General features: G+C 71.3%; 16 protein-coding genes. 6 read left to right on the forward strand and 10 right to left on the reverse strand.

The genetic code is table 11. The features are described 5' to 3' along the window. Window positions 1–2: 2 nt before the first annotated feature. From nudC to GA0111570_RS09175, 3 genes are read right to left on the reverse strand one after another with little or no spacing between them, the layout of a single operon-like run. Window positions 3–875 (reverse strand): NAD(+) diphosphatase, encoded by an 873-nt coding sequence (gene nudC / locus GA0111570_RS09165; protein ID WP_092609653.1) that lies wholly within the window; start codon window positions 873–875, stop codon window positions 3–5. Window positions 876–887: 12 nt separating this feature from the next. After that, window positions 888–4025: an ATP-dependent helicase gene (locus GA0111570_RS09170; protein ID WP_175557417.1), complete on the reverse strand. Its 3138-nt coding sequence runs from the start codon at window positions 4023–4025 to the stop codon at window positions 888–890. After that, on the reverse strand, window positions 4022–7114 hold the full coding sequence (locus GA0111570_RS09175; protein WP_175557418.1) for an ATP-dependent helicase: 3093 nt from the start codon (window positions 7112–7114) through the stop codon (window positions 4022–4024). The genes GA0111570_RS09170 and GA0111570_RS09175 overlap by 4 nt, the downstream gene beginning before the upstream one ends. A gap of 145 nt (window positions 7115–7259) precedes the next feature. On the opposite strand from GA0111570_RS09175, the gene GA0111570_RS09180 reads away from it, so the two are divergent. From GA0111570_RS09180 to GA0111570_RS09190, 3 genes are all read left to right on the forward strand, one after another. Continuing rightward, a complete protein-coding gene (locus GA0111570_RS09180) occupies window positions 7260–7484 on the forward strand; it encodes a DUF3107 domain-containing protein (RefSeq protein ID WP_092609662.1) in 225 nt (74 codons plus the stop codon). A gap of 276 nt (window positions 7485–7760) precedes the next feature. Further along, window positions 7761–9197 (forward strand): DEAD/DEAH box helicase, encoded by a 1437-nt coding sequence (locus tag GA0111570_RS09185; protein ID WP_425438620.1) that lies wholly within the window; start codon window positions 7761–7763, stop codon window positions 9195–9197. Between the two features lie 7 nt (window positions 9198–9204). After that, window positions 9205–10023 (forward strand): alpha/beta fold hydrolase, encoded by an 819-nt coding sequence (locus GA0111570_RS09190; RefSeq protein ID WP_175557419.1) that lies wholly within the window; start codon window positions 9205–9207, stop codon window positions 10021–10023. Window positions 10024–10035: 12 nt separating this feature from the next. Here GA0111570_RS09190 and GA0111570_RS09195 read toward each other — a convergent pair whose 3' ends face one another. Next, on the reverse strand, window positions 10036–10878 hold the full coding sequence (locus tag GA0111570_RS09195) for a PHP domain-containing protein (protein WP_092610205.1): 843 nt from the start codon (window positions 10876–10878) through the stop codon (window positions 10036–10038). A gap of 34 nt (window positions 10879–10912) precedes the next feature. Between GA0111570_RS09195 and GA0111570_RS09200 the strand changes: the two genes are divergently transcribed. Next, window positions 10913–11380, forward strand: coding sequence for a DUF2505 domain-containing protein (locus GA0111570_RS09200; protein WP_175557420.1), 468 nt, complete (start codon window positions 10913–10915; stop codon window positions 11378–11380). 4 nt (window positions 11381–11384) lie between these two features. Here GA0111570_RS09200 and GA0111570_RS09205 read toward each other — a convergent pair whose 3' ends face one another. Further along, window positions 11385–11879, reverse strand: a complete 495-nt coding sequence (locus GA0111570_RS09205) for a DUF6912 family protein (RefSeq protein WP_139283199.1) — start codon at window positions 11877–11879, stop codon at window positions 11385–11387. Between the two features lie 133 nt (window positions 11880–12012). Here GA0111570_RS09205 and GA0111570_RS09210 point away from each other — a divergent pair, with 133 nt between their 5' ends. Continuing rightward, window positions 12013–12519, forward strand: coding sequence for an Rv3235 family protein (locus GA0111570_RS09210; RefSeq protein ID WP_092609676.1), 507 nt, complete (start codon window positions 12013–12015; stop codon window positions 12517–12519). Between the two features lie 6 nt (window positions 12520–12525). Here the strand turns inward: GA0111570_RS09210 and secA are convergent, their stop codons facing one another. The 4 genes from secA to uxaC all read right to left on the reverse strand — a co-directional run bounded on the left by secA (window position 12526) and on the right by uxaC (window position 18978). Then, window positions 12526–15417, reverse strand: coding sequence for a preprotein translocase subunit SecA (gene secA / locus GA0111570_RS09215; protein WP_483880030.1), 2892 nt, complete (start codon window positions 15415–15417; stop codon window positions 12526–12528). A 120-nt stretch (window positions 15418–15537) separates the two neighbouring features. Beyond that, window positions 15538–15936 carry a pyridoxamine 5'-phosphate oxidase family protein gene (locus GA0111570_RS09220; protein ID WP_092609679.1) on the reverse strand — a complete coding sequence of 133 codons (399 nt, stop codon included), beginning with the start codon at window positions 15934–15936 and terminating at the stop codon, window positions 15538–15540. A 244-nt stretch (window positions 15937–16180) separates the two neighbouring features. Next, window positions 16181–17566: a mannitol dehydrogenase family protein gene (locus GA0111570_RS09225; protein ID WP_217634094.1), complete on the reverse strand. Its 1386-nt coding sequence runs from the start codon at window positions 17564–17566 to the stop codon at window positions 16181–16183. After that, entirely contained in the window at window positions 17563–18978 is a 1416-nt protein-coding gene (gene uxaC, locus GA0111570_RS09230) for a glucuronate isomerase (protein ID WP_092610214.1), read from the reverse strand. Before uxaC ends, GA0111570_RS09225 begins: the two co-directional genes overlap by 4 nt. Before the next feature lie 119 nt (window positions 18979–19097). Between uxaC and GA0111570_RS09235 the strand changes: the two genes are divergently transcribed. Then, a complete protein-coding gene (locus tag GA0111570_RS09235) occupies window positions 19098–20432 on the forward strand; it encodes a lactate racemase domain-containing protein (protein ID WP_092609703.1) in 1335 nt (444 codons plus the stop codon). Window positions 20433–20447: 15 nt separating this feature from the next. Here the strand turns inward: GA0111570_RS09235 and GA0111570_RS09240 are convergent, their stop codons facing one another. Then, window positions 20448–21506, reverse strand: coding sequence for a LacI family DNA-binding transcriptional regulator (locus GA0111570_RS09240; protein WP_092609705.1), 1059 nt, complete (start codon window positions 21504–21506; stop codon window positions 20448–20450). Between the last annotated feature and the right edge of the window lie 170 nt (window positions 21507–21676).

Raw genomic sequence — 21676 nt, forward strand, 5'->3', positions numbered from 1 at the left:
CCTCAGACTGGTGGGGCGTCCTCGCCCCACCAGTCCCTGACCAGCAGGTTGGCCAGGGATGAGGCCATCGGAAGGAACAGGCGTCCCGCCCCGACCTCCTCGCGGACCCGGTCCCGACTGTACCAGTCGCCCCAGGCGAGCTCCTCCTGGTCGAACACGAGGTCGGTGGTCGTCGCCCGCGCCCGGAACCCCAGCATCAACGAGCGGGGGAACGGCCACGGCTGGCTGGCCACGTACTGCAGGTCCGCGAGCCGGATCCCGGCCTCCTCGAAGATCTCCCGGTGCAGCGCCTGCTCCAGGGACTCCCCGGTCTCGACGAACCCGGCCAGCACCGAGACTCGGCCGGGCGCCCAGGTGTGCTGGTGGGCGAGGAGGATCTCGTCGTCCGCATTCGTGACCGCGACGATGACCGCCGGGTCGGTCCGTGGCCAGCTGCTCCGCCCGCACTCCGGACAGTGCCGCATCAGGCCGGCTCGGCGCGGCTCGGTGGCCGCACCACAGGCACTGCAGTGCGGCTCGTGGCGGTGCCAGTTGGTGAGGGCGGTGGCGGCGAAGGCAATGTCGCACTCGTCCGCCGGCAAGAGATGGCCGGCCTCGCGGACGTTGGCGGTCACGCCGGAGGGTTCCTCCTCCGCTGCTGTGCAGAACACGGCCCGACCGGCCGAGAGGCCCAGCAGGTGGACCGTCGCCGGGTCCAGTTCGCCGGTCGCGGCCCGGAAGTCGAGCCGCTTGCCACCGCTGGTGACGGGGAACCGTCCGCCGGGGCCGACCGGCAGCACCACGCTGCCGCCGGCGGCCCATTGGCGGGCGATCCAGGCGAAGTCGTCGCGGTGTTCCTCGACCCGGTCCAGGCTGCTCACTCCGTCCCACTCCATCACCGGGCCAGCCTAGCCATCGGGGCCAGGCCCGGTGAGGTCAGCGATGTGCGCGACCAGGTCGTCGATCCCGGGCAGGTCCTCGATCACGTCGAGCCGGTCGGCGCGGACGTAGTAGAAGGCGGCCGCCACCCGGTCGAGCCCGACCCCGTAGGCCTGGGCCGCGGCCACCCGGTAGAGCGCGAGCTGGAAGGGATCGGCCTTGCCGCCCCGGTGGGTCTTCCAGTCGACGACGAGGTAGTCGGTGTCCGACCCCGACGGCTGTCGGTAGACCGCGTCGATCCGTCCGCGGACCAGCCGACCCCCCAGGGACAGCGCGAAGGGCTGCTCGAGGGCGTGCGGCTGCCGTTCGGCGAACGCACCGGCCTCGAAGGAGCGGCAGAGGTGGTCCAGCTCGGCGAGCATCTCCTCGTCGGCCCCGGACCGGTGCGCGGGCCCGACCGCGATGCCGGCCTCGTCCTCGAAGACCAGTTCCAGACTGCCCTGGTGCGCGAACCGTTCCTCGACCCAGGCGTGGAACCGGGTACCCAGGGTGGCCCGGCGCGACGGACGGACCGGCATCGGGCGACGGATATCGGCCCGGAGGGCGGCCGGGTCGCGCACGCCACGGACGATCTCGGTGACCGACAGCCGCCCGGGCACGGGGACGTCCACCGCCATCGACCGTGCCCGCTGGCGGGCGATGACCCGGGCCACGTCCTGGTCCCACCGATCGGCGCGGGCCGCGATGTCCGCGTCGCCGGGACGGGCCGGCTCGGTGCCCTGGGTCAGGGCCGTACGCCAGACGGTGACCTGCGCCGCGAGGTCTCGCGTAGCCTCGGCCACGGCGGGCTCCGGCGGCGGCCACGGGGTCCCCGGACCGGTCACGTCGTACGGGTTGGTCTCCTCCGCCGGGTCGGCCGGGGGGTCCTGCCCGAGAGCCGCATAGCCGGACGCCAGGAACGGCGACACCTTCCGGGCGCCCTTGGTGTCGGGGTGCCAGCGATGCCCCGACAGGTGCAGGCGTTGCTTGGCACGCGAGACCGCCACGTAGCCCAGCCGCTTCTCCGCATCCCGGGCCATCGCCTTCAGCCGCTCGCGCAGCTCCGTCATCCCGTCCCTGGTCGCCTCGGCCAGCTCGGGCAGGCCGCCCGCGTCCCCGCGCAGCTCGAACGGCAGGACATGGGCGGTCCGCGTCCAGTCATCGGGGGTGGGCTTGCTGGGGAACACGTCATCGACCAGGGAGGGCAGCAGGACGACGTCCCACTCCAATCCCTTGGCCCGGTGCACGGTCATCAGCTGGACGGCGTCCTCCCCCCGCGGAGCTGCCTGCTCCAGGCCGGTGCCGACCTCGATCTCGGCGTCGAACCAGGCCAGCAGGCCGCCGAGCCCGGCGCCGCCCCGGCGTGCGCCGTAGTCCTCCACCGCCTCGACGAGCGCCTCGAGCTGGTCGGCCCCCTCGGTGCCGCGGACGGCGAGCAGCTCGGGCAGGATCCCCGCGGTGCGGACGATCCGCGCCACCAGGTCCCCCACCGGCTCGGTGACGTGTTCGCGCAGGCGTGCGAGCTCGGCGGACAGCGCCGCCACGCGTTCGCGGGCCGACGGAGAGAGCCCGTCTGGGCCCGGGTCGTCGATGGCGTCGAGCAGCACCGGGTCCTCGTCCTCGGCCGCGAGCCGTCGGGCCCGTCGGGAGAGGACCGCCAGGTCCCGGGGGCCGAGCTGCCAGCGCGGGCCGGCCAGCAGGACGAGGGCGGCCCGGTTGTCGGTGACGTCGTGCAGCAGCCGCAGCACCGCGACCACCTGCTGGCACTCGGGAAGCTCCAGCAGGCCGCCGAGGCCGACCAGTACGGCGGGGATGCCGGCGTCCTCGAGAGTCCGGTGCAACACGGCGAGGTCGTTGTTGCGTCGCGCCAGCACGGCCATCCGCGACCAGGGCACCGCCGCGCGCTCGTGCTCGTCGAGCAGCGTGTGGACCACGTGGGCGAGCTCGTCGTCCCAGGTCCGGGCCCAGTGCACCGTGACGGTGCCGGTCGGGGCGCCCTCGGGACCGACCAGGGCTGCCGGGCACGCGGGTCCGCCGACGGCACGCAGCGGCGCGGACACCCCGTTGGCGACGTCGAGCACGGTGGTCCCCGATCGCCTGTTGGTGCGCAGCGTGTAGCGCTCGGACGGGACGCCGTCCGCCGCCGGGAAGGTGGTCGGGAAGTCGGCGATCGTGCCGACCGCCGCTCCTCGCCACTCGTAGATCGCCTGCAGCGGATCACCCACCGCTGTCACTGGGAAGCCTCGACCGGACCGGGTGTCGGGTCCGGAGAAGAGCGAGGCCAGCATCCGGGTCTGCGCCGCCGAGGTGTCCTGGTACTCGTCGAGCAGCACCACCCGGAACTCCTCGCGGACCTGGTCACCGACCGCGGGGACCGAGGCCGCCAGGCGCGCCGCCAGAGCCGTACGGTCGGCGAACTCCACCACGCCCTCCCGGGCCTTGGCCCGCCACAGGTCGGCCACGAACCCGAGCAGTTCGCGCCGCATGGCGACGACCTCCAGCGCCTGGGTGACGTCCTTGTACGGCTTGCCCCGGGTCAGTGGAGCCTGGAGCAGCTCGGCCTCGAACGCGTCGCACTGCTCCACCACCTGTTCGGGGGTCGCCCCGTTGGCGAGCATCTGGCCGCTGAGTGCGATCACGCGTTCGACGACGGTGCTCACCGCGACCCCGGCGAGGGTGGCGCTCTTCTCCTGCCGTGCGGCGACGACGCGATCGGCCAGCGCGAAGAGCTCGGCGTCGCCGACCAGGCGCAGGTCTCCCTCCACACCGAGCCGGGGACCGTGCTCGGCGGCGAGGGTGCCGGCGAACGCGTCGTACGTGGAGACGGTGGGGCTGCCGCCCGCGTCGTCGTCGCCGAGCAGGCCGGCGGCCACCAGGGCCTGGCGAATCCTGATCCCGAGCTCGTGGGCCGCCTTGCGGGTGAACGTGAGCCCGAGCACCTGGCTGGGCTCGACCAGGCCGGAGGCGACCAGCCAGACGACCCGGGCAGCCATCACCGTGGTCTTGCCGGTGCCCGCCCCGGCGATGATCACCCCGGGTGCCAGGGGCGCTGTGATGGCGTCGAGCTGCTCGGCCGAGAAGGGGATGCCGACCAGGGCGGCCAGCGCGCGGGGATCCAGGACGTTCACAGCTGACCCCCTCGGACGGTGCAGTCCGCGGCGAAGAGGCAGCCCCGGCAGTGCGTTCCCCGACGGGCGGAGAACTCCTCGTTCCGGACGATCTGTGCCGCCTCCCCCAGGGCTGCGGTGACCCAGTCGGCGGCCGGCCCGACGTCGATGCCCTCCGGCACGGGCACGTCGATCACGGACGGCTGGATGAGGTCCTTCGCCTTCGGGGTGCCCTCGCCGGCATCCAGGTAGACGGCGAGGGCCTTGCCCGGGCGTCGGATCGCCTGGCCGGTGACGTCGTCGAAGGAGCCGGCCAGGACGGCGGCCTGGTAGGCGCCGAGCTGTCCCATCGTCTCCACCTCCCGGGCGGTCGCCCGGCGGCCCGTCTTGTAGTCGACCACGACCAGGCTGTCGTCGACCAGTTCCAGCCGGTCCACGACCCCGGTCAGCAGTACCCGATCGGGCAGCCCGTCGGGGCGTACGACCTCCAGCTCGCAGCTGAACGGCACCTCCACCCCGACCAGCTGGTCGGCGGGACGGTCGGCCTGCCAGGTCCACCACGCCTCGACCATGCTCCAGACCCGCTCCTTGCGGGCCGCATCGCGCCACGCCGGTCCGGCCGGGACCTCCCCCCACGCGGCGTCGAACCGCGCCCGGAGGCCTGGCAGGTCGGTCTCGCCCCGGCTGGACTCCTGGGCCAGCCGGTGCACCAGGTTGCCGACCGCGCTGTGCTCCGAGACGGTTCGGGCTCCTCCGGCACGCCGTTCCAGGAACCAGCGGCGGGGGCACGTCCGCAACATGTCCACGCTGCTTCCGCTCAGCCGGATCGGTTCGTCGGCACCCGTGAGGGGCTCAGGGCACTCGGTCCGGGTCCGGGCGGCCCACCAGTGCCGCGGGCGCGCGGCGGCGACATCCTCGGACAGGCGGGCCAGGGCGACCGCGGCGCGCTCACGCAGCAGCGGGCCGGCAGCAGCATCGGCCCCGACCCCCCGCAGCTCTCCGACCAGTGCCGCGGCCGAGGGGATGGGGTGCTCGGCCGGATCGAACCGCGTCGTGGCCAGTCCGAGCTCGGCGACGAAGCGGGACGGCGGCCCGACCTCAGCGGCCGGGTCCGAGACGGCGGTGACGACCAGGACGTCGCGGGCCCGGGCCAACGCCTGGTGGAACAGCCGGCGCTCCTCGGCCAGCGCCTCACCGGCCGTCGGTGGCGGCGTGGCGCCGTCCGGGCCCAGCCGGTCGGCCGCCAGCAGTGAATGCCGTCGCCGGACCGCGGGCCAGGTCCCCTCCTGGACGCCGGCGACCACCACCAGGTCCCACTCCCGGCCGCCGCACCGGTGCGCCGTGGCCACCTCCACCGCATCACGCCGCAGCCTGCGGGTGGTGCGGGAGTCCGCGGCGATCTCCTGGTGGCCGACCTCGTCGAGCAGTTCCTCGGCCGCCGCCCGGCCGCGCCGTGCGCCGCTGCGTCCGGCGAAGTCGAACAGTGCGACCACGGCATCAAGGTCCCGGTCGGCCCGATCCGCCTCCTGGCCGCTGCCGAGCGCTGTCTCCCGCAGGCGTGTCGGCCAGTCGGTCGCCGCCCAGGCGGCCCACAGCACCTCCTCGGCGCTGCCGCCGTCCTCGATGGACGTCCGCGTCTCGGCGATGGCCTTGTCGACGGCGGCGAGGCGGGCCCGAACCACGGACAGGCCCTCCGAACCGGCGGCGAGGAGCCGGCGGTGCCGGCGCAGGTCCATCGGATCGATCGCCCCCAGGGGACCGAGCGCCAGGCGTTCATGGGTCTCCGGCTCCGCCTCCGACAGCCCGAGCGCCACTGTCACGACGTCCAGCAGCACCTGTACGGACGTCTCCTCGACCAGGGCGGTGTCGTCCGGGACCGCCACCGGCACGCCCGCGCGCTGCAGGCGACGGCGCAGGACCGCCTCGGCCGGCCCCCGGGAACGTACGACGACGGCCATCCGGTGCCAGGGGTACCCGTGCTCCTCGTGCCCGGCGACCAGTGCCCGGGCCACGGCGGCGGCCTCCTGCCGGGCATCGGCGCACTCCAGGTAGGTCGCCGTCCCAGGGTGGCCCGGGCTCTCCTCGTCCCTTGCCGACTGCGGGGCCCGCCAGGTGGGCAGCGTCACCGGCTGGGCCATCCGGGCCGTCGGGGCGTGGACGACCCTGGCCAGGGCGGGCCCGTGGCGGTGGTCGGAGCCGAGCAGGCGGACCGGGGCGCCGCGACCCTGCGCGTCGGCGAAGCGTGCCGGGAACTCCGCGACCGCGCCGGCGTCGGCACCACGGAAGGCGTACACGGCCTGGTCCGGGTTGGCCGTGGCGACCAGCTCCACGGGGCCACCGGGCGGGGCCAGGGAGCGCAGCAGCTCGGCGTGGGCGGGCACGGCGTCCTGCAGGTCGTCGACCAGGACGGTGCTCCACCGCGAGCGCAGAGGATCGCCGGTCGCGGGGTCGGCCAGCAGGATCCGGACCCGGTGCACGAGCTCGTCGTAGTCGACGACGCGCTCGGCGTCCAGGACGTCGAGGTACTCCTCGAACAGGGCGGCGGCCCGGACCCATTCGGGGCGTCCGTCGGACCGGCCGAACCGACCGATGTCGTCCGGGTCGAGGCCGAGCTGCCGGGCCCTGGCGACCAGGTCACGCAACTCGCGGGTGAACGCGCGGGTACCGATCGCCTCGTCCAGTGCCTGCCAGGTCCCGGCCGAGGCGGCCAGGATCTCGCGCAGCCGCAGCTCCTGCTCGGGGGCGGTGAGCACCCGCCAGGGGTCGGTACGGTCGGCCTCGGCGTGCACCGCGTGGCAGAAACCGTGGATGCTCAGCACCGGCACGGCGGCACCGGTGTGCCCGAGGCGGTCCGCGATCCGTTCGGCCAGTACGCGGGTGGCTCCGCGGGAGAAGGTGAGGACCAGCACCCGCCCGGCGTCGATGCCCCGGTCACGTACCCGCGAGACGGCCGTCTCGACCAGCGCCGTCGTCTTGCCCGTCCCGGCGGCACCCAGGACCAGCAAAGGTCCACCACGGTGCTCGACCACTGCCTGCTGGCCTGGGTCGAGCCGGATCGACCCCCCGGTCGCCCGCTCGGGGGTCCGCTGTAACGCCGTCGTCCTGTCCACATGCTCATCCCACCAGACCCGACTGACAATTCCCGGGGCCGCCACCCAGCGGCGGCCGGGTCCGCCGACAGCGAACGGGAGTAGGCCCTGTTTGCCGGGTGTGGCACGGTGGTGGCAAGCAGATCCGAGAAGAGAGGCAACACCCGTGGAGATCAAGATCGGTGTGAAGAACCTGCCCCGTGAGGTCGTGGTCGAGCTCGACCAGACGTCCGAACAGGTCACGGACACCTTCCGGACGGCGCTGGCCGACGGGACCGTCCTCACCTTCACCGACACCCATGGGCGGCAGTACATCTTCCCCGCCGATGGTGTCGCGTACATCGAGATCGGCCAGCAGAACGCCCGTCCGGTGGGCTTCGGCAGCCTCTGACGACAGCACGACCAGACTGGGCCTCTCGGCTCTGGGCTACACTGGCTGGGCGGCGCGTCCTCTGTCGAGGGCGCGGCCGCCGTACATCCCGGGCGTGCCGAGCCGAAGAGCGCGTCCAAGCAGGGTGCCGCACCCTCGTGCGCTGCGCCCGCGACTGCAAAGGCCAGAGCCCTGACGGAAACCAGCAAGCCCACATTCGCTGATCTCGGAATCGATGCGCCCTTCTGCGAAGCGCTCGCCGAGAAGGGCATCGTCCACCCCTTCCCGATCCAGGAGATGGCGATCCCGATCGCCCTGCTCGGGACCGACCTGATCGGACAGGCCCGTACAGGCACCGGGAAGACCCTCGCCTTCGGCCTGCCGCTGCTCCAGCGGATCGACCTGCCGACCGATGCCGAGGACGGCCACGGCACCAGTCCGCAGGCCCTGGTCATCGCCCCGACGCGCGAGCTGGCCAACCAGGTCGGCAAGGACCTGACGACGGCCTCCGCCAAGTCGACCGCGCGCATCCTCACGCTCTACGGTGGCACGCCGTACGAGCCGCAGCTCGAGGCCCTGGCGGCCGGCGTTGACGTAGTCGTCGGCACCCCCGGGCGCCTGCTCGACCTGGCCAACCGCCGCGCCCTGGACCTGTCCCGGGTCCGCGTCGCCGTCCTCGACGAGGCCGACGAGATGCTCGACCTGGGCTTCCTGCCCGACGTCGAGCGACTGCTGTCCCGGACCGCCAAGGACCGCCAGACGCTGATGTTCTCCGCGACCATGCCCGCGCCGATCGTGGCGCTCGCCCGTGGTCACCTGTCCTCCCCGGTCAACATCCGGGCCGAGCACCAGGAGGACGTCCAGACGGTCCCGGCCACCACGCAGTACATCTACCAGGCCCACCAGATGGACAAGCCCGAGCTCGTCGCCCGCATCCTGCAGGCCGACGGTCGGGACCGGGTGATGATCTTCTGCCGCACCAAGCGCGAGGCACAGCGCGTCGCCGACGACCTGTGCGAGCGTGGCTTCTCGGCCGCCGCCATCCACGGCGACCGGACCCAGGCCGCCCGCGAGCAGGCACTGAAGAAGTTCCGCGAGGGGCGCATCGACGTCCTCGTCGCCACCGACGTGGCGGCCCGAGGCATCGACGTCACCGGTGTGACCCACGTGATCAACTACGAGTGCCCCGAGGACTCCAACACGTACGTGCACCGGATCGGCCGTACCGGCCGCGCCGGCGCGGACGGCGTCGCTGTGACCCTGGTCGACTGGGCCGACATGACCCGCTGGAAGGTCATCAACAAGACCCTCGGACTCGGCCTGGCCGACCCGCTGGAGACCTACTCGACCTCCGAGCACCTGTTCACCGACCTGGGCATCGACCCGGCAGCGGCGAGCCGGATCGGACCGGCCCGCCCGACCAGCGGAACGGCCGGCCACAAGGGCGGCAAGGTCGTCGGCGGGGCCCAGTCCTCCGGTTCCCGGCGCAGCCCGCGCCTCGACTCGACCCGCGCGGAGGGCACCCGCCCGGGGACGCATCGTACGCACGACGGCCACCACTCCACGGCCCAGCCCGTCAGCGAACGCGTCGCCAAGGTCGCCGAGCACGTCGTCAAGGTGACCGAGCACATCGTCGCGGGTGAGGGCGATGTCGTCGCCCGCCGTCGCCGTCGTCGTCGCCGCCCCCGCACCGAGGGCGGCGAGAGCCAGCCTGCCCAGGCGCACGAGGAGTGACCACGGCATGAACCGCACCGCGTTGGAGCCCATCAGCAAGACCTTCGTCGACCTCGACGACGGGACGTCGCTGGCCCTGCACACGTGTACCCCCGACGACGACCGTGGTGTCGTCGTCCTGGTGCACGGGATCTTCGGATCCAAGGAGGACTTCGACGCGGTGCTGCCGCGCCTGGCCGCGGAGGGGTTCACCGTCTGCGCCCTCGACCAGCGCGGCTGCTACGAGTCCAGCTCCGAGGGTCCGTTCTCCCTGGAGACCTTCGCCGAGGACGTCATCGCCCTGGTCGAGGAGATCGGCTCCGACATCCCTGTCCACCTCGTCGGCCAGGGATTCGGGGGCCTGGTGGTCGAGGAGGCGGCGCTGCTCGAGCCCGATTTCTGGGACTCGGTGACCCTGGTCAGCTCCGGCCCCGGCGGGCTCGGCCGGACCGAGCCGCTCGCCTTCGTCGAGGAGCAGCTGGCCGGCGACCGCCCCCTGGCGGAGATCAACCAGGAGTTCCTGGACATGTTGCACATGTCACAGGACCAGCCGGCCGAACTGGTCGCCGAGCGACTGGCCCACACCGACCGCCGGGCGGTCGCCGCCATGATCGACGCGGCGGAGCACACCCCGGACCGGACCCAGGCGCTGCACGAGACGGGTATCGACTTCCACATCGTGTTCGGGGAGTACGCGGACTCCTGGCCGATCGCCGGCCAGATCGCGATGGCCCGCGGGCTGGACGCCGAACCCGTGGTGCTGAAGGGCTGCAAGGACCACCCGGTGGAGGACAGCCCGCAGGCGGCTGCCCGCGCCCTGGTGCACAACTTCCTGCAGCTGGACTGACCTCCGCCGCCCCTACCCGAGCAGGGCCCGCAGCCGCGCGTACTGCTCCGGGTCGGTCAGGTGGGCACCCAGAGGATTGTGGCTCTTGCCCGTCCCGTGGTAGTCGCTGGAGCCGGTCGCCAGCACCCCGAGCCGGCGGGCGTACGCGTCCAGCTCGGCGCGCTCCTGCGGTGTGTGCTCGACGTGGTCGACCTCCCAGCCCGCCAGGCCCTCCTCCACCAGCGCGCCCAGCACCTCCAGCGGCAGGACCTCGCGCGACCCGCGGCCCCACGGATGCGCCACCACGGGCACCGCCCCCGCGGCGCGGATCAGCCGGACGATCGCGAACACGTCCGGCGAGTAGCGCTCGACGTACGCCGGGCCCCCCTCGGCCAGGAAACTCGCGAACGCCTCGTCCCGATCCGCCACGTACCCGGCCGCGACCATCGCATCGGCGACGTGCGGACGCCCCAGCGAGGGCGTGTCGTGGGCGTGCACCGCCACCTGGGCCTCGGTCAGTGGCATGCCGAGCTCGCCGAGCCGGGCCAGCATCCGCGGCAGTCGCTCCGTACGCCCCTCCCGGATCCGCGCCAGCTCGGCGACCAGACCCGGATGCGTACGATCCCCGCCGTAGGCCAGCACGTGGACCGAGCGGCCGGCCCGTTCGCCCGACACCTCGACGCCCGGCACGAGCTCGATCCCGACGACCCGCGCCTCGTCGGCCGCCTCCGCGAGGCCGTCCCAGGTGTCGTGGTCGGTCAGCGCCACCACGTCGAGACCGGCGTCGAGCGCGGCCCGGACCAGTTCCCGCGGCGTGTCCGTACCGTCGGACACGGTCGAGTGGGTGTGCAGGTCGATGCGCGCCGGGACGGTCATGGCCCCATCGTAGGGGGATGCGAGGATGGGTCCCATGCAGATCTCCGCCACCGCGAACTTCGCCGCCGATCCCGCCCGTGTCTATGCCCTCCAGACCGATCGGGCGTTCCTCGAGGACGTCTGCCGCGCCGGCGGCGCGGTGTCGTACGACGTCGAGATCGACGGGAACCGTACGAAGCTGTCCCGCAGCATGCCCTCCCCCGAGATCGCCAGGAAGATCGTCGGCGACACCATCACGGTCGTCGAGACCTACGTGTGGGGGGCCGCCTCGTCCGACGGCAGCCGGACGGCCGACCTGCAGGTCGACGTGCCGGGCACCCCGGGGCACCTGAACGGCACCGCCGAGATCTCGCCCACCGCCTCCGGCAGCCAGATCCACGTCTCGGGCGACCTGGTGGTGAAGATCCCGCTGCTGGGCAAGAAGCTGGAGCAGGCGGCGGCCCCGGCGCTCACCGCCGGGGTCGAGGTCCAGGAGAAGGTCGCCCGCAACCACCTGTCCTGAGCACTCAGCCGAGCAGGCCGTCGAGCTCGTCGGGGGCGTACCAGAGCAGGTCGTGCTCGGCGACCAGCAGGGCGATCCGATCCTCCACCAGGGTCGGGTCGTCCAGTGCTGCCCGGGCCGACTCCACGGCCGGCAGGGCATCGGCCTCGTCGACGAAGATCGCGCTGACCTGGACCCACTCGAGCGAGGAGACCGTCACCCGCCCCGATCCCTCGGGCCCGGCCTGCGCCAGCTGGTCCGGCCGGACCCGGGCGGCGACCACGAAGCGCGGCCCCAGCGCCGAGCGGCGCAGGCTCATCAGCGCTGCATCGGTCAGCGCCCAGAACTCGGCCTCCTCCTCGTCGTCGCTGACGGCGAGGTCCAGGTCACGGGCAGCGGCGTAGGCGGCGTCCACGGTGACCCCTTCGGCCTCCTGCAGGCCTCCGGTCCGGCGGAGGGCCTCGGCCGTCTGGGGGTCGCTGGCGAGGAAGACGGTACGAAGGGCGGGTGCGCTGGCCATGCCCACAGGCTAGTCGAGACCCGACCCGTCCGGTGTTGTCCGCAGGGCCGCCGGTGTTGTCCGTTTCCGGCACCGTCCACAGATGTGTTGTCCGGGCCTTCCGGAGGAGGCGCGGTCCGGGAAGGGTGGTGGCGTGCTCACCCTCCTGGTGCCCGAGTCCCGCCCACCGCTGATCGACCTCACCGGCCCGTACGACGGGCCGCCCGAGCCGGTCTGGTCCGCCGACCAGCCCGAGCTGTTCGATGCCGGCCCTGACCTGGCGCCCACCCGTCAGGAGACACCCCGGCGGGTGGAGGCGCTCGGGGCGGCCGGGCAGGCCTGCGCGGCCGGCCTGGTCGACGTCCTCACCGGCCGGCGCGGTCCCCACCAGCTGGCCCGCTGGACCACCGAGCAGGTGCTGGCCGACCTGGTGATGCTGTCCCGCGCGGTCCACCGCCACCCGGTCCGACCGGTCCACCCCTATGTCCAGGTGGTCGGCGACAGCGCCGCCGAGATCGTCGTGCCGTGCGTGCCGGCCCGCGGCGGCTGGGCGCCGCTGCGGGTCCTCACCGCCAGGGTCGAGCCGTACGCCGGTCGGTGGCGGTGCAGCCACCTCGGCTGGATCGCCTCACCGCACCGACCCGACGTACGTCCGCGCTGAGTGCCCTCAGGCCTTCCTGCCGTGGCAGTACTTGAACTTCTTGCCCGAACCGCAGGGGCACTGCTCGTTGCGCCCCACCCCGGCGTACGGGTCGGTCGCCCGCACCTGCGCGCGCACGTCGGCGCTCTGCTGGGCGGCGCCACCCTCGTCCGGGGCGGTGTACGTCAGCGGGATCCGGCCGGCGCTCTCCAGGCCGGGGGCCCGGAACTCGGGGGCGGGGGCGTGCGCCTCCGCCACCTGCGGCTCCGCTTCGCGGGACTCCGCTTCGCTGGACCCCACTTCCGGGGACTCCACCGTCGAGTCCGTCACCGGCTCCGCCTCGTCCTGCGCCAGGCCGGACTCGTTCGCTGCCTGACCGGACCCGTCCTGGTCCTGGCCGGTCGCCGCGCCGATCACGATGGGCTGTCCCTGGGCGTTGCGGACGATGCCGACGCGCGGCTGCTCGGTGACGGTGACCTCGAGGTTGAACAGGTAGCCGACGACCTCCTCCATGAAGGCGGACATCATCTGCTTGAACATCTCCGCACCCTCGCGCTGGTACTCGATCAGCGGGTCGCGCTGGGCCATCGCGCGCAGGCCGATGCCCTCGCGCAGGTAGTCCATCTCGTAGAGGTGCTCGCGCCACTTGCGGTCCAGCACCGTCAGCAGCACCCGCCGCTCCAGCTCGCGCATGTTCTCTTCGCCGAGGGACTCCTCACGGGCGTCGTAGGCCTTCTGGGCGTCGGCCTGGAAGTCCTGGACCAGCTCGTCGGTCGTCAGGTTCAGCCCGCGGTACTCCTCGATGTCGAGGCTGACCGGGTACAGGGTGCCGACCTGTGCCCAGAGCGCATCCAGGTCCCAGTCCTCCGAGAAGCCGGTGGCGGTGGTCTCGCGCACGTAGCCCTCGACGACCTGGTCGGTCGCGTCGCGCAACTGCTGGGAGACGTCGACGCCCTCGAGGACCTTGCGGCGGTCGCCGTAGATGGCGTGGCGCTGCCGGTTCATCACGTCGTCGTAGCGCAGGACGTTCTTGCGCATCTCGAAGTTCTGCGACTCGACCTGCTCCTGGGCCTGCTGGATCGACTTCGAGACGCGCTTGTTCTCGATCGGCTGGTCGTCGGGGATCTTCAGTGCCTGCATCACCCAGTCGACGATGTCGGACTTGAACAGCCGCATCAGGTCGTCCTCGAGCGACAGGTAGAAGCGGGACTCGCCCGGGTCGCCCTGGCGACCGGAGCGGCCGCGCAGCTGGTTGTCGATGCGCCGGGACTCGTGGCGCTCGGAGCCGAGGACGTACAGGCCACCGAGGGCCACGACCTCCTCGTGCTCGGTCCTGCCGAGCTCCTCGTAGTGCGCCAGCACCTCCGGGTAGGCCGCCTCGTACTCCTCGGAGTTCTCCAGCGGATCGATCCCCCGGTCCTGCAGGGACTTGTCGGCGAGGAACTCGGGGTTGCCGCCGAGGATGATGTCGGTACCGCGGCCGGCCATGTTGGTGGCCACGGTGACGGCCCCCTTGCGGCCGGCCTCGGCGACGATCGCGGCCTCCCGCTCGTGGTTCTTGGCGTTCAGTACCTCGTGGCGCACCCCGACCTGGTGCAGCAGGGTGGAGAGCACCTCGGACTTGGCCACCGAGGCGGTGCCGATCAGCACCGGCTGGCCCTTCTCGTGGCGCTCCACGACCTCCTTGACGATGGCGAGGAACTTCGCCTTCTCGGTCCGGTAGATCAGGTCCTTCTCGTCCATCCGGACCAGGGGCCGGTTGGTCGCGATCGGGATGACCGACAGTCCGTAGATCTTCTGGAACTCGGACTCCTCGGTCTTCGCCGTGCCCGTCATGCCGGCGAGCTTGTCGTACATCCGGAAGTAATTCTGCAGCGTGATGGTGGCCAGGGTCTGGTACTCGTCGCGGACCTCGACCCCCTCCTTGGCCTCGATCGCCTGGTGCAGGCCCTCGTTGTAGCGCCGGCCTGCGAGGGTACGGCCGGTGTGCTCGTCGACGATCAGGACGTCGCCGTTGATCACGACGTAGTCGCGGTCCTTCTTGAACAGCTCCTTGGCCCGGATCGCGTTGTTCAGGTACGAGATGAGCGGGGTGTTCGCCGACTCGTAGAGGTTGGTGATCCCGAGCTCGTCCTCGACCCTGTCGATACCGGGCTCGAGGATGGAGACGGTCCGCTTCTTCTCGTCGACCTCGTAGTCACGATCCAGGACCAGCTTGCGGCCGACCAGGGTCGCGAAGACCGGGTACCACTGCCGGTTCTCCTCCGCCGGGCCGGAGATGATCAGCGGCGTACGGGCCTCGTCGACCAGGATCGAGTCGACCTCGTCGACGATCGCGAAGTGGTGGCCGCGCTGGACGCAGGCATCCAGCGTGAGCGCCATGTTGTCGCGCAGGTAGTCGAAGCCGAACTCGTTGTTCGTCCCGTACGTGATGTCGTTGCGGTAGGCCTTGCGCCGCTCTGCCGGGTCCATGTTGGCCAGGATGGTGCCGACCGACAGGCCCAGCCACTGGTGCACCCGGCCCATCCACTCGGCGTCACGGCGGGCCAGGTAGTCGTTCACCGTGACCACGTGCACGCCCTTGCCGGAGAGCGCGTTCAGGTAGACCGGCAGCGTGGAGACCAGGGTCTTGCCCTCACCGGTCTTCATCTCGGCGATGTTGCCCCAGTGCAGGGCGGCCCCGCCCTCGATCTGGACGTCGTAGTGGCGCTTGTCCATCACCCGCTTGGCGGCCTCACGCACGGTGGCGAATGCCTCGGGCATGATCGAGTCGAGGGTCTCGCCGTTGTCGATCCGTCGGCGCAGCTCGCCCGTCTGTCCGCGCAGCTCCTCGTCGGTCATCGCGACGAAGTCCGGCTCGATCAGGTTCACTTGTTCCGAGACGGTCTTGAGCCGGCGAAGGATGCGACCTTCGCCCATGTGCAGGAGCTTGTCCAGGACTGCCACGGAATCAGCACTTTCTCATGGGACGACGAGGGACGCCCGCCAAGGGCGGACGTCCCCCATCGTAGGGCTTCCGGGAAGCCCGTCCCACCCGACTCAGTCGCGCGGGAAGGTGTAACGGCGTCCCGTCACCGTCGAGGGCACGATCGCCATGGTCTCGATCTTGGCGGTGCCGATCCACGGGTGGACGTCCTGCTCGGCCGCCTTGGCCTCGTCACCCTCCAACGAGACGACGAAACCACGGACCACGACGCTGGTCCCCTGCTCCGCGGTGATGTCGTCCACCTCGTACGCCACGGTGACCTGCTCGTCGATGCCCAGCAGCTTGGAGCCCTGACCGGTCTCGAAGGCGATCTGGCCGTCGACCACGGCATGGTTGATCGGAACGATGTTCACCTCACCGTCCAGTACGTAGGCCAACCGGCCGTACTCGTGCTGGGCGAGCAGCTGCCAGCACGCGTCGGGGGTCAGTTCCTCCATGTGCTCGGTGCCCATGTGTTCTCCTTCGTCGGATGGTGGTGGGCCTGGTGGCCGTCGCAGGTGCTCCGGCGGCCCGGTGGGTTCGATTCCGCTCCGAGCGTACGGGATGGGGTGGCCGCACCGGCGGTACCCCGGAGGACTGTTGTGCTGATCACCGCAACAAATGGCACCGGTCCCGGGGACGACGAACAGGCAGGTCCCGTGACGGGTCGGAACCCGCCCCGAGGACCTGCCTGCCGTGCTCGCGCCCCTGCGCCGATCAGTCGGCCTGGATGGCCGCCGCCTGCTCGAGGACCAGGGCGACGAGCTCGGCATCCTGGCCGAGGCCGGGCGAGAGGGTGTCGAGGACCTTGGGGACCGCGACCTCCAGCCCACCGGAGTTCGCCGCCTCCAGCGCCGGACCCGCCAGCTTGTCGGCGACCGGGGCACCGAGTCCGCGCAGGTGCAGCACCCAGGCGGCGACCGTGGTCGCGCAGCCGCGAGGCAGGTTGCCCGCCGCACGCTCGTTCAGGATCGTGGGGATCGTACGGACGACCAGCTTGGTGGAGCCGTCGTGCGCGATCTGGGCGAGGTTGTGCCGGATGTTCGGGTTCTCGAACCGTTCCACCAGCGCCTGGCGGTAGTCGGCGTTCTCGTCGGCCGGCAGCGTCAGGTAGCGCGACGCCTCCGCCCAGAACGTGTCGACCCAGGCGCGGACCTTCGGGTCCTTGATCGCCTGCTCGACTGTCTCGTGTCCCCGGATCGGGCCGGCGTACGCCATGAGGGTGTGCGACCCGTTGAGCAGCCACAGCTTGCGCTGCTCGTACGGTTCGACGTCGTCCACCAGCTTTGCTCCGGCGGTCTCCCACTTCGGGCGGCCGGCGGGGAAGGACCCCTGGACGACCCACTCGTGGAAGGGCTCGGTCGGGACCGGCGAGGCGTCGGTCCAGCCGCACAGCTCCTCGACGCGGGCCTGCAGCCCCTCGGTGGTGGCCGGGGTGATCCGGTCGACCATGGAGGTGGCGAAGTCGACGTTGCCGGCGATCCACTCGGCCAGGGCCGGGTCGACGGCCGCCGCGAAGTCGGAGACCACGCGCTGGGCGACCTCGCCGTTGGCCGGCAGGTTGTCGCAGGACAGGATCGTGATCGCACCGGCGCCGGCCTTGCGGCGGGCGGCCAGCCCTGCGGCGATGCGGGCCGGGGCGGACCTCACCACGGCACGCGGGTCGGCCTTGGCTGCGGCGATGTCGTCCTGGACGACCTGCTGGGACAGGTCGAGGCCTCCGTCGGGGCCGCGCAGGTAGCCCTGCTCGGTGACGGTGATGGTGACCACCACGACCTGCGGGTCGGCGAACTTCGCCAGCAGAGCCGCGTGGTCGGAGGCCGGGTGGACCTCGGAGATGACCCCGATGACCTCCGGGTGGTCGCCGTCGGAGCCCTGGGTGACCAGCGTGTAGAGCCCGTCCTGCGGGGCCAGCGCGTCGGAGATCTTCGGGCTGTTCCCGGTGAAGCCGGCGTAGCCCCAGTCTGCGGAGTCCTCGGCGTGGGCGGTGTACCAGGCCTGGTGGGCCCGGTGGAAGTTGCCGATGCCCATGTGGATCATCCGGACCGGCGGTGCCGGCGGCATGCCCGGGAGGGAACGGTTCAGGCGGGGTGCGGTGCTCACAGCTTGAAGGCCTTTCGGGGGCAGGTCACTACGAGGTCATGGATGCCTTCGACCGCTTCGTCCTCGGTCAGGCGGTGGACGGCCACCAGGTTGGCGAGGAACCCGGCGTCAAGGCGCCGGCTCATGTCGTGGCGGGCCGGGATCGAGCAGAATGCCCGGGTGTCGTCGATGAAGCCGGAGGTCTTGAGCAGGCCGGCGGAGGTCGTCACGTTGTCGCGGAAGCGGCTGATGCTCTCCGGGGCGTCGATGAACCACCAGGGCGCGCCGACGTACACGGACCGGTAGTAGCCCGCCAGCGGGCCGAGCTCCCGGTTGTACACGGTCTCGTCCATGGTGAACGCGACGAAGGTGAAGTTCGGGTGGTTGCCGTAGCGCGACAGCATCGGCTGCAGGGCGCGGGAGAACTCCACGGCGTGGGGGATGTCGGCGCCGACGTCGGCACCGTACGACTCGAAAGCCTCCGGGTCGTGGTTGCGCACCACAGCCGGGTGGATGGTCATGGTCAGGCCGTCATCGCACGCCATCCGGGCCTGCTCGGTGACCATGTGGCGACGCAGCGCGGTGCACTCCTCGACCGAGGCAGTGCCGGCCCGGGCGGCCAGGTAGATCCGCTCGGCCTCCGTGACCGGCAGCACCTCGGTGCCGGCGTCGGAGTGGCTGTGGTCGGTCGAGGTGGCGCCGTGGGCCTTGAAGTAGGCGCGACGGTTCTCCATCGCGGCCACCCAGCCCTGCCAGGTGGAGGTGTCCTCGCCGGAGACCTCGGCCAGCCGGTCCGTGCTCTCGTTCCAGTCGGGGCGGGCCGGCTCGAGGTACTTGTCCGGGCGGAAGGCCGGCAGCACGCGACCGTCCCAGGTCGGGTCGTCGATCAACTGCTGGTGCCAGTGCAGGTCGTCGCAGGGGTCATCGGTCGTCGCCATGACCTCGATGTTGAACTTGCGGTACAGCGAGCGGACGGAGAACTCGGGAGTCTTGATCGCGGCGTCGATCTGGTCATAGATGGCATCGGCCGTCGCGGCGCTGGGCACCTGCGTGATGCCGAACACCTCGGAGAAGGTGTGCTCGAACCAGTACTTGACAGGGGTACCGCGGTAGATGGGCCACATGCTGCACAGGGTCCGGAAGGCCTCGCGCTTCTGGTCGGCGGTGAAGTCCTTCTGGTTGACACCCAGCGTCGACAGTTCCACTCCGTGGGCGTGCATCAGCCGGTTCACGTAGTGGTCAGGAGTGATCAGCAGCGAGGTGGGATCCTCGAAGTTGATGTCGTCCGCCATCCACTGGGGCGGGACGTGTCCGTGGGGGGAGATGATCGGCAGGTCCTGGACCGACTGATAGAGGCGCCTGGCGATGTCACGGACACCTGGGTCCGGCGGCAGGAGGCGATCAGGGTGCAGTTCCATCATTGGCTCAGGCATGACACCCATGTTTCCGATCGGCCGAAGATTGCGGCAACGGGTTGCCGCTAGTTGCCCGTTCGGCGCCATTTTGCGCGGATCTGCTTGTCTGTCGGGTGGTTTGGTGGAACGTTGGTGCCATGATCGCCACCAATCCCCCCGTCGACCACGCGTACGGCACGTACGCCGGCGACGCCAGCAAGGCCTCCTTCGTCGGCGGCCCCGACCAGATCCTCTCCACCGAGCAGGTCGAGGCCTTCGTGACCGAGGCGATCAACGGGCTCGACGTCGACGGCAAGAACGTGTGCCTGATCGTTCCCGACGCCACCCGTACGTGTCCCCTCCCCCTGCTGCTCGGGCCGGTGCACAAGGCCCTGCAGGGCCGCGTCGCCTCGATGAAGGCCGTGATCGCGCTCGGCACGCACCAAGCGATGTCCGAGGAGTCGATCGCAGCCTTCTTCGGCTACGAGGCAGGCCACTCCGAGGACGTCTACCCCGGGCTGGAGATCCTCAACCACGAGTTCTGGAAGGCCGACCAGATCACCGACCTGGGCACGGTCCCGGCCGAGCGGGTCACCGAGTTGTCCGGTGACCGGCTGCACGGCGTGCCGATGAAGGTGGAGCTGAACCGCCATGCGGCCGAGGCCGACATCGACATCGTGATCGGACCGATCTTCCCGCACGAGGTGGTCGGCATCTCCGGCGGCAACAAGTACTTCTTCCCGGGGCTGTCGGTCCACTCGGTGATCGACGTGTCGCACTGGGTCGGTGCCCTGATCGGCACCCACGCGATGATCGGCACCCGCCCGGTCAGCCCCGTGCGCGCCCTGATCAACGAGGCCTGCCGGCTCATCCCGGCCGACCGGTACGCGCTGTGCTTCGTGGTGAAGTCCAACTCCGAGGTCCTCCAGGCGGTCTCCTTCGGCGTCTCCGAGGACGCCTGGGCCGCCTGCGCCGACGTGGCCGTGCAGACCCACGTGGTCTACAAGGAGCAGGCCTACGACAAGGTCATCTCCGTGATGCCGAAGAAGTACGAGGACATCTGGACCGCCGCCAAGGGCTTCTACAAGCTCGAGCCGATCGTCGCCGACGGTGGGCTGCTGGTGATCTACGCCCCGCACATCACCGAGATCTCGGTGATGCACAAGGGTCTGCTCGACATCGGTTACCACACGATCGACTACTTCGTGAAGCAGTGGGACAAGTTCAAGGACCACCCGTGGGGCGAGCTCGCCCACTCCACCCACCTGCGCGGTCCCGGTTCGTACGACGCCGAGACGGGCGTCGAGACCGACCGGGTACGGGTCGCCCTGGCGACCGGCATCCCGCGCGAGGTCGTCGAGTCGGTGGCGCTGGAGTACATCGACCCCGCGACCATGGACCTGGACGAACTGGCCAAGGAACCCGGCACCTTCGTCGAACCCCACGCCGGTGAGGTGCTCTACCGGCTGGAGTCCGAGCGGCCGAAGGGCTGAACGGATCGCAGTGGGTCAGCGGCGCACGGCGGAGCCGGTGGAACCGTCGGGCGCCGCCGGCCCGGTCGACTCGCGCACCATCAGCCTGACCGGCAGCAGGACCGGATCCCCCTGCTCGACCGGCTGGCGCCGCTGGCGCAGCAGGTGGTTCACCGCGGTCGCGCCGAGCGTGACCTGCGGGGCGGCCATCGTGGTCAGCCGCGGCCGGATAAGCGACGCCTCGGAGATGTTGTCGAAGCCGATCACGCTGACGTCCCGTGGCACGTCGACCCCGTTCAGCGCCAACTGGCGCATGAAGCCGATCGCCATCAGGTCGTTGTACGCCAGTACCGCGCTGGTCCGGTGCTCCATCCACTCCTGCGCGGCCTGGGCCCCGCCCTTGATCGAGGGGATGTACGGCCCGACCCGGCGCACCCGCAGGTCGAGTTCCAGTCCCGCCTCGCGCAGCCCCCGCCAGCGCACGCCGTCGGACCAGGAGTTCTCCGGGCCGGCCAGGTAGGTCACCGTCGTGTGACCCAGCTCGCCCAGGTGCTCGACGGCACGCTTGACGGCCCGCAGGTTGTCGCTGCTCACCGAGGTGACCTGCCCCACCTGCCGGTTCAGCACCACCAGCGGGATCTGCTTGGCCAGCCGTCGGATGTCGACGTCCGCGAGCCGCGAGGCGCCCAGGATGATGCCGTCCACGACCGGGATCATCCGGTCCAGCAGGGCGGACTCGAACCGCTCGTTCTCCTGGGTCTCGACCAGCAGCATGGTGTAGTCGAGTTCCTTGGCCGTACGCTCCGCACCGCGGATCATGCCCAGGTACACCGGGTTCGCGATGTCGGCCACGACCAGGGCCAGGAGCTTGGTGGTCTGCTCGGGCATCGTGCGGGTGATGGCCTTGGTGTGGTAGCCGAGCTCGGCCGCCACGTGCCTGATCCGCTCGGCCGTCTCGAAGCTGACCCGCCCGGGCCGGGACAGCGCCCGGGACACGGTCGAAGGCGATACCCCGGCCTCGCGGGCGACGTCATAGATCGTGGGAGCCGCGGTCGGCCTCCCGCCGGTCGTCCCGTCGTCTGCTTCAGCCCCCACGTTGCATTGCCTCCATAGCCAAAGGAAGTCGTCGGTTCGTCAGCCCCCAGACTAGTGGTACGGACCGATTCTGCGGCGCCATCCCGCCGAACGACTTCCAAGTCGTCGGAACCGGTGGGACCGGATCTGGGAAAACACCTGGCAACAAGCCCCCGCAGGTGCCTGATGCT

It is taken from the genome of Raineyella antarctica, assembly GCF_900092135.1.
Taxonomy (GTDB): domain Bacteria; phylum Actinomycetota; class Actinomycetes; order Propionibacteriales; family Propionibacteriaceae; genus Raineyella; species Raineyella antarctica.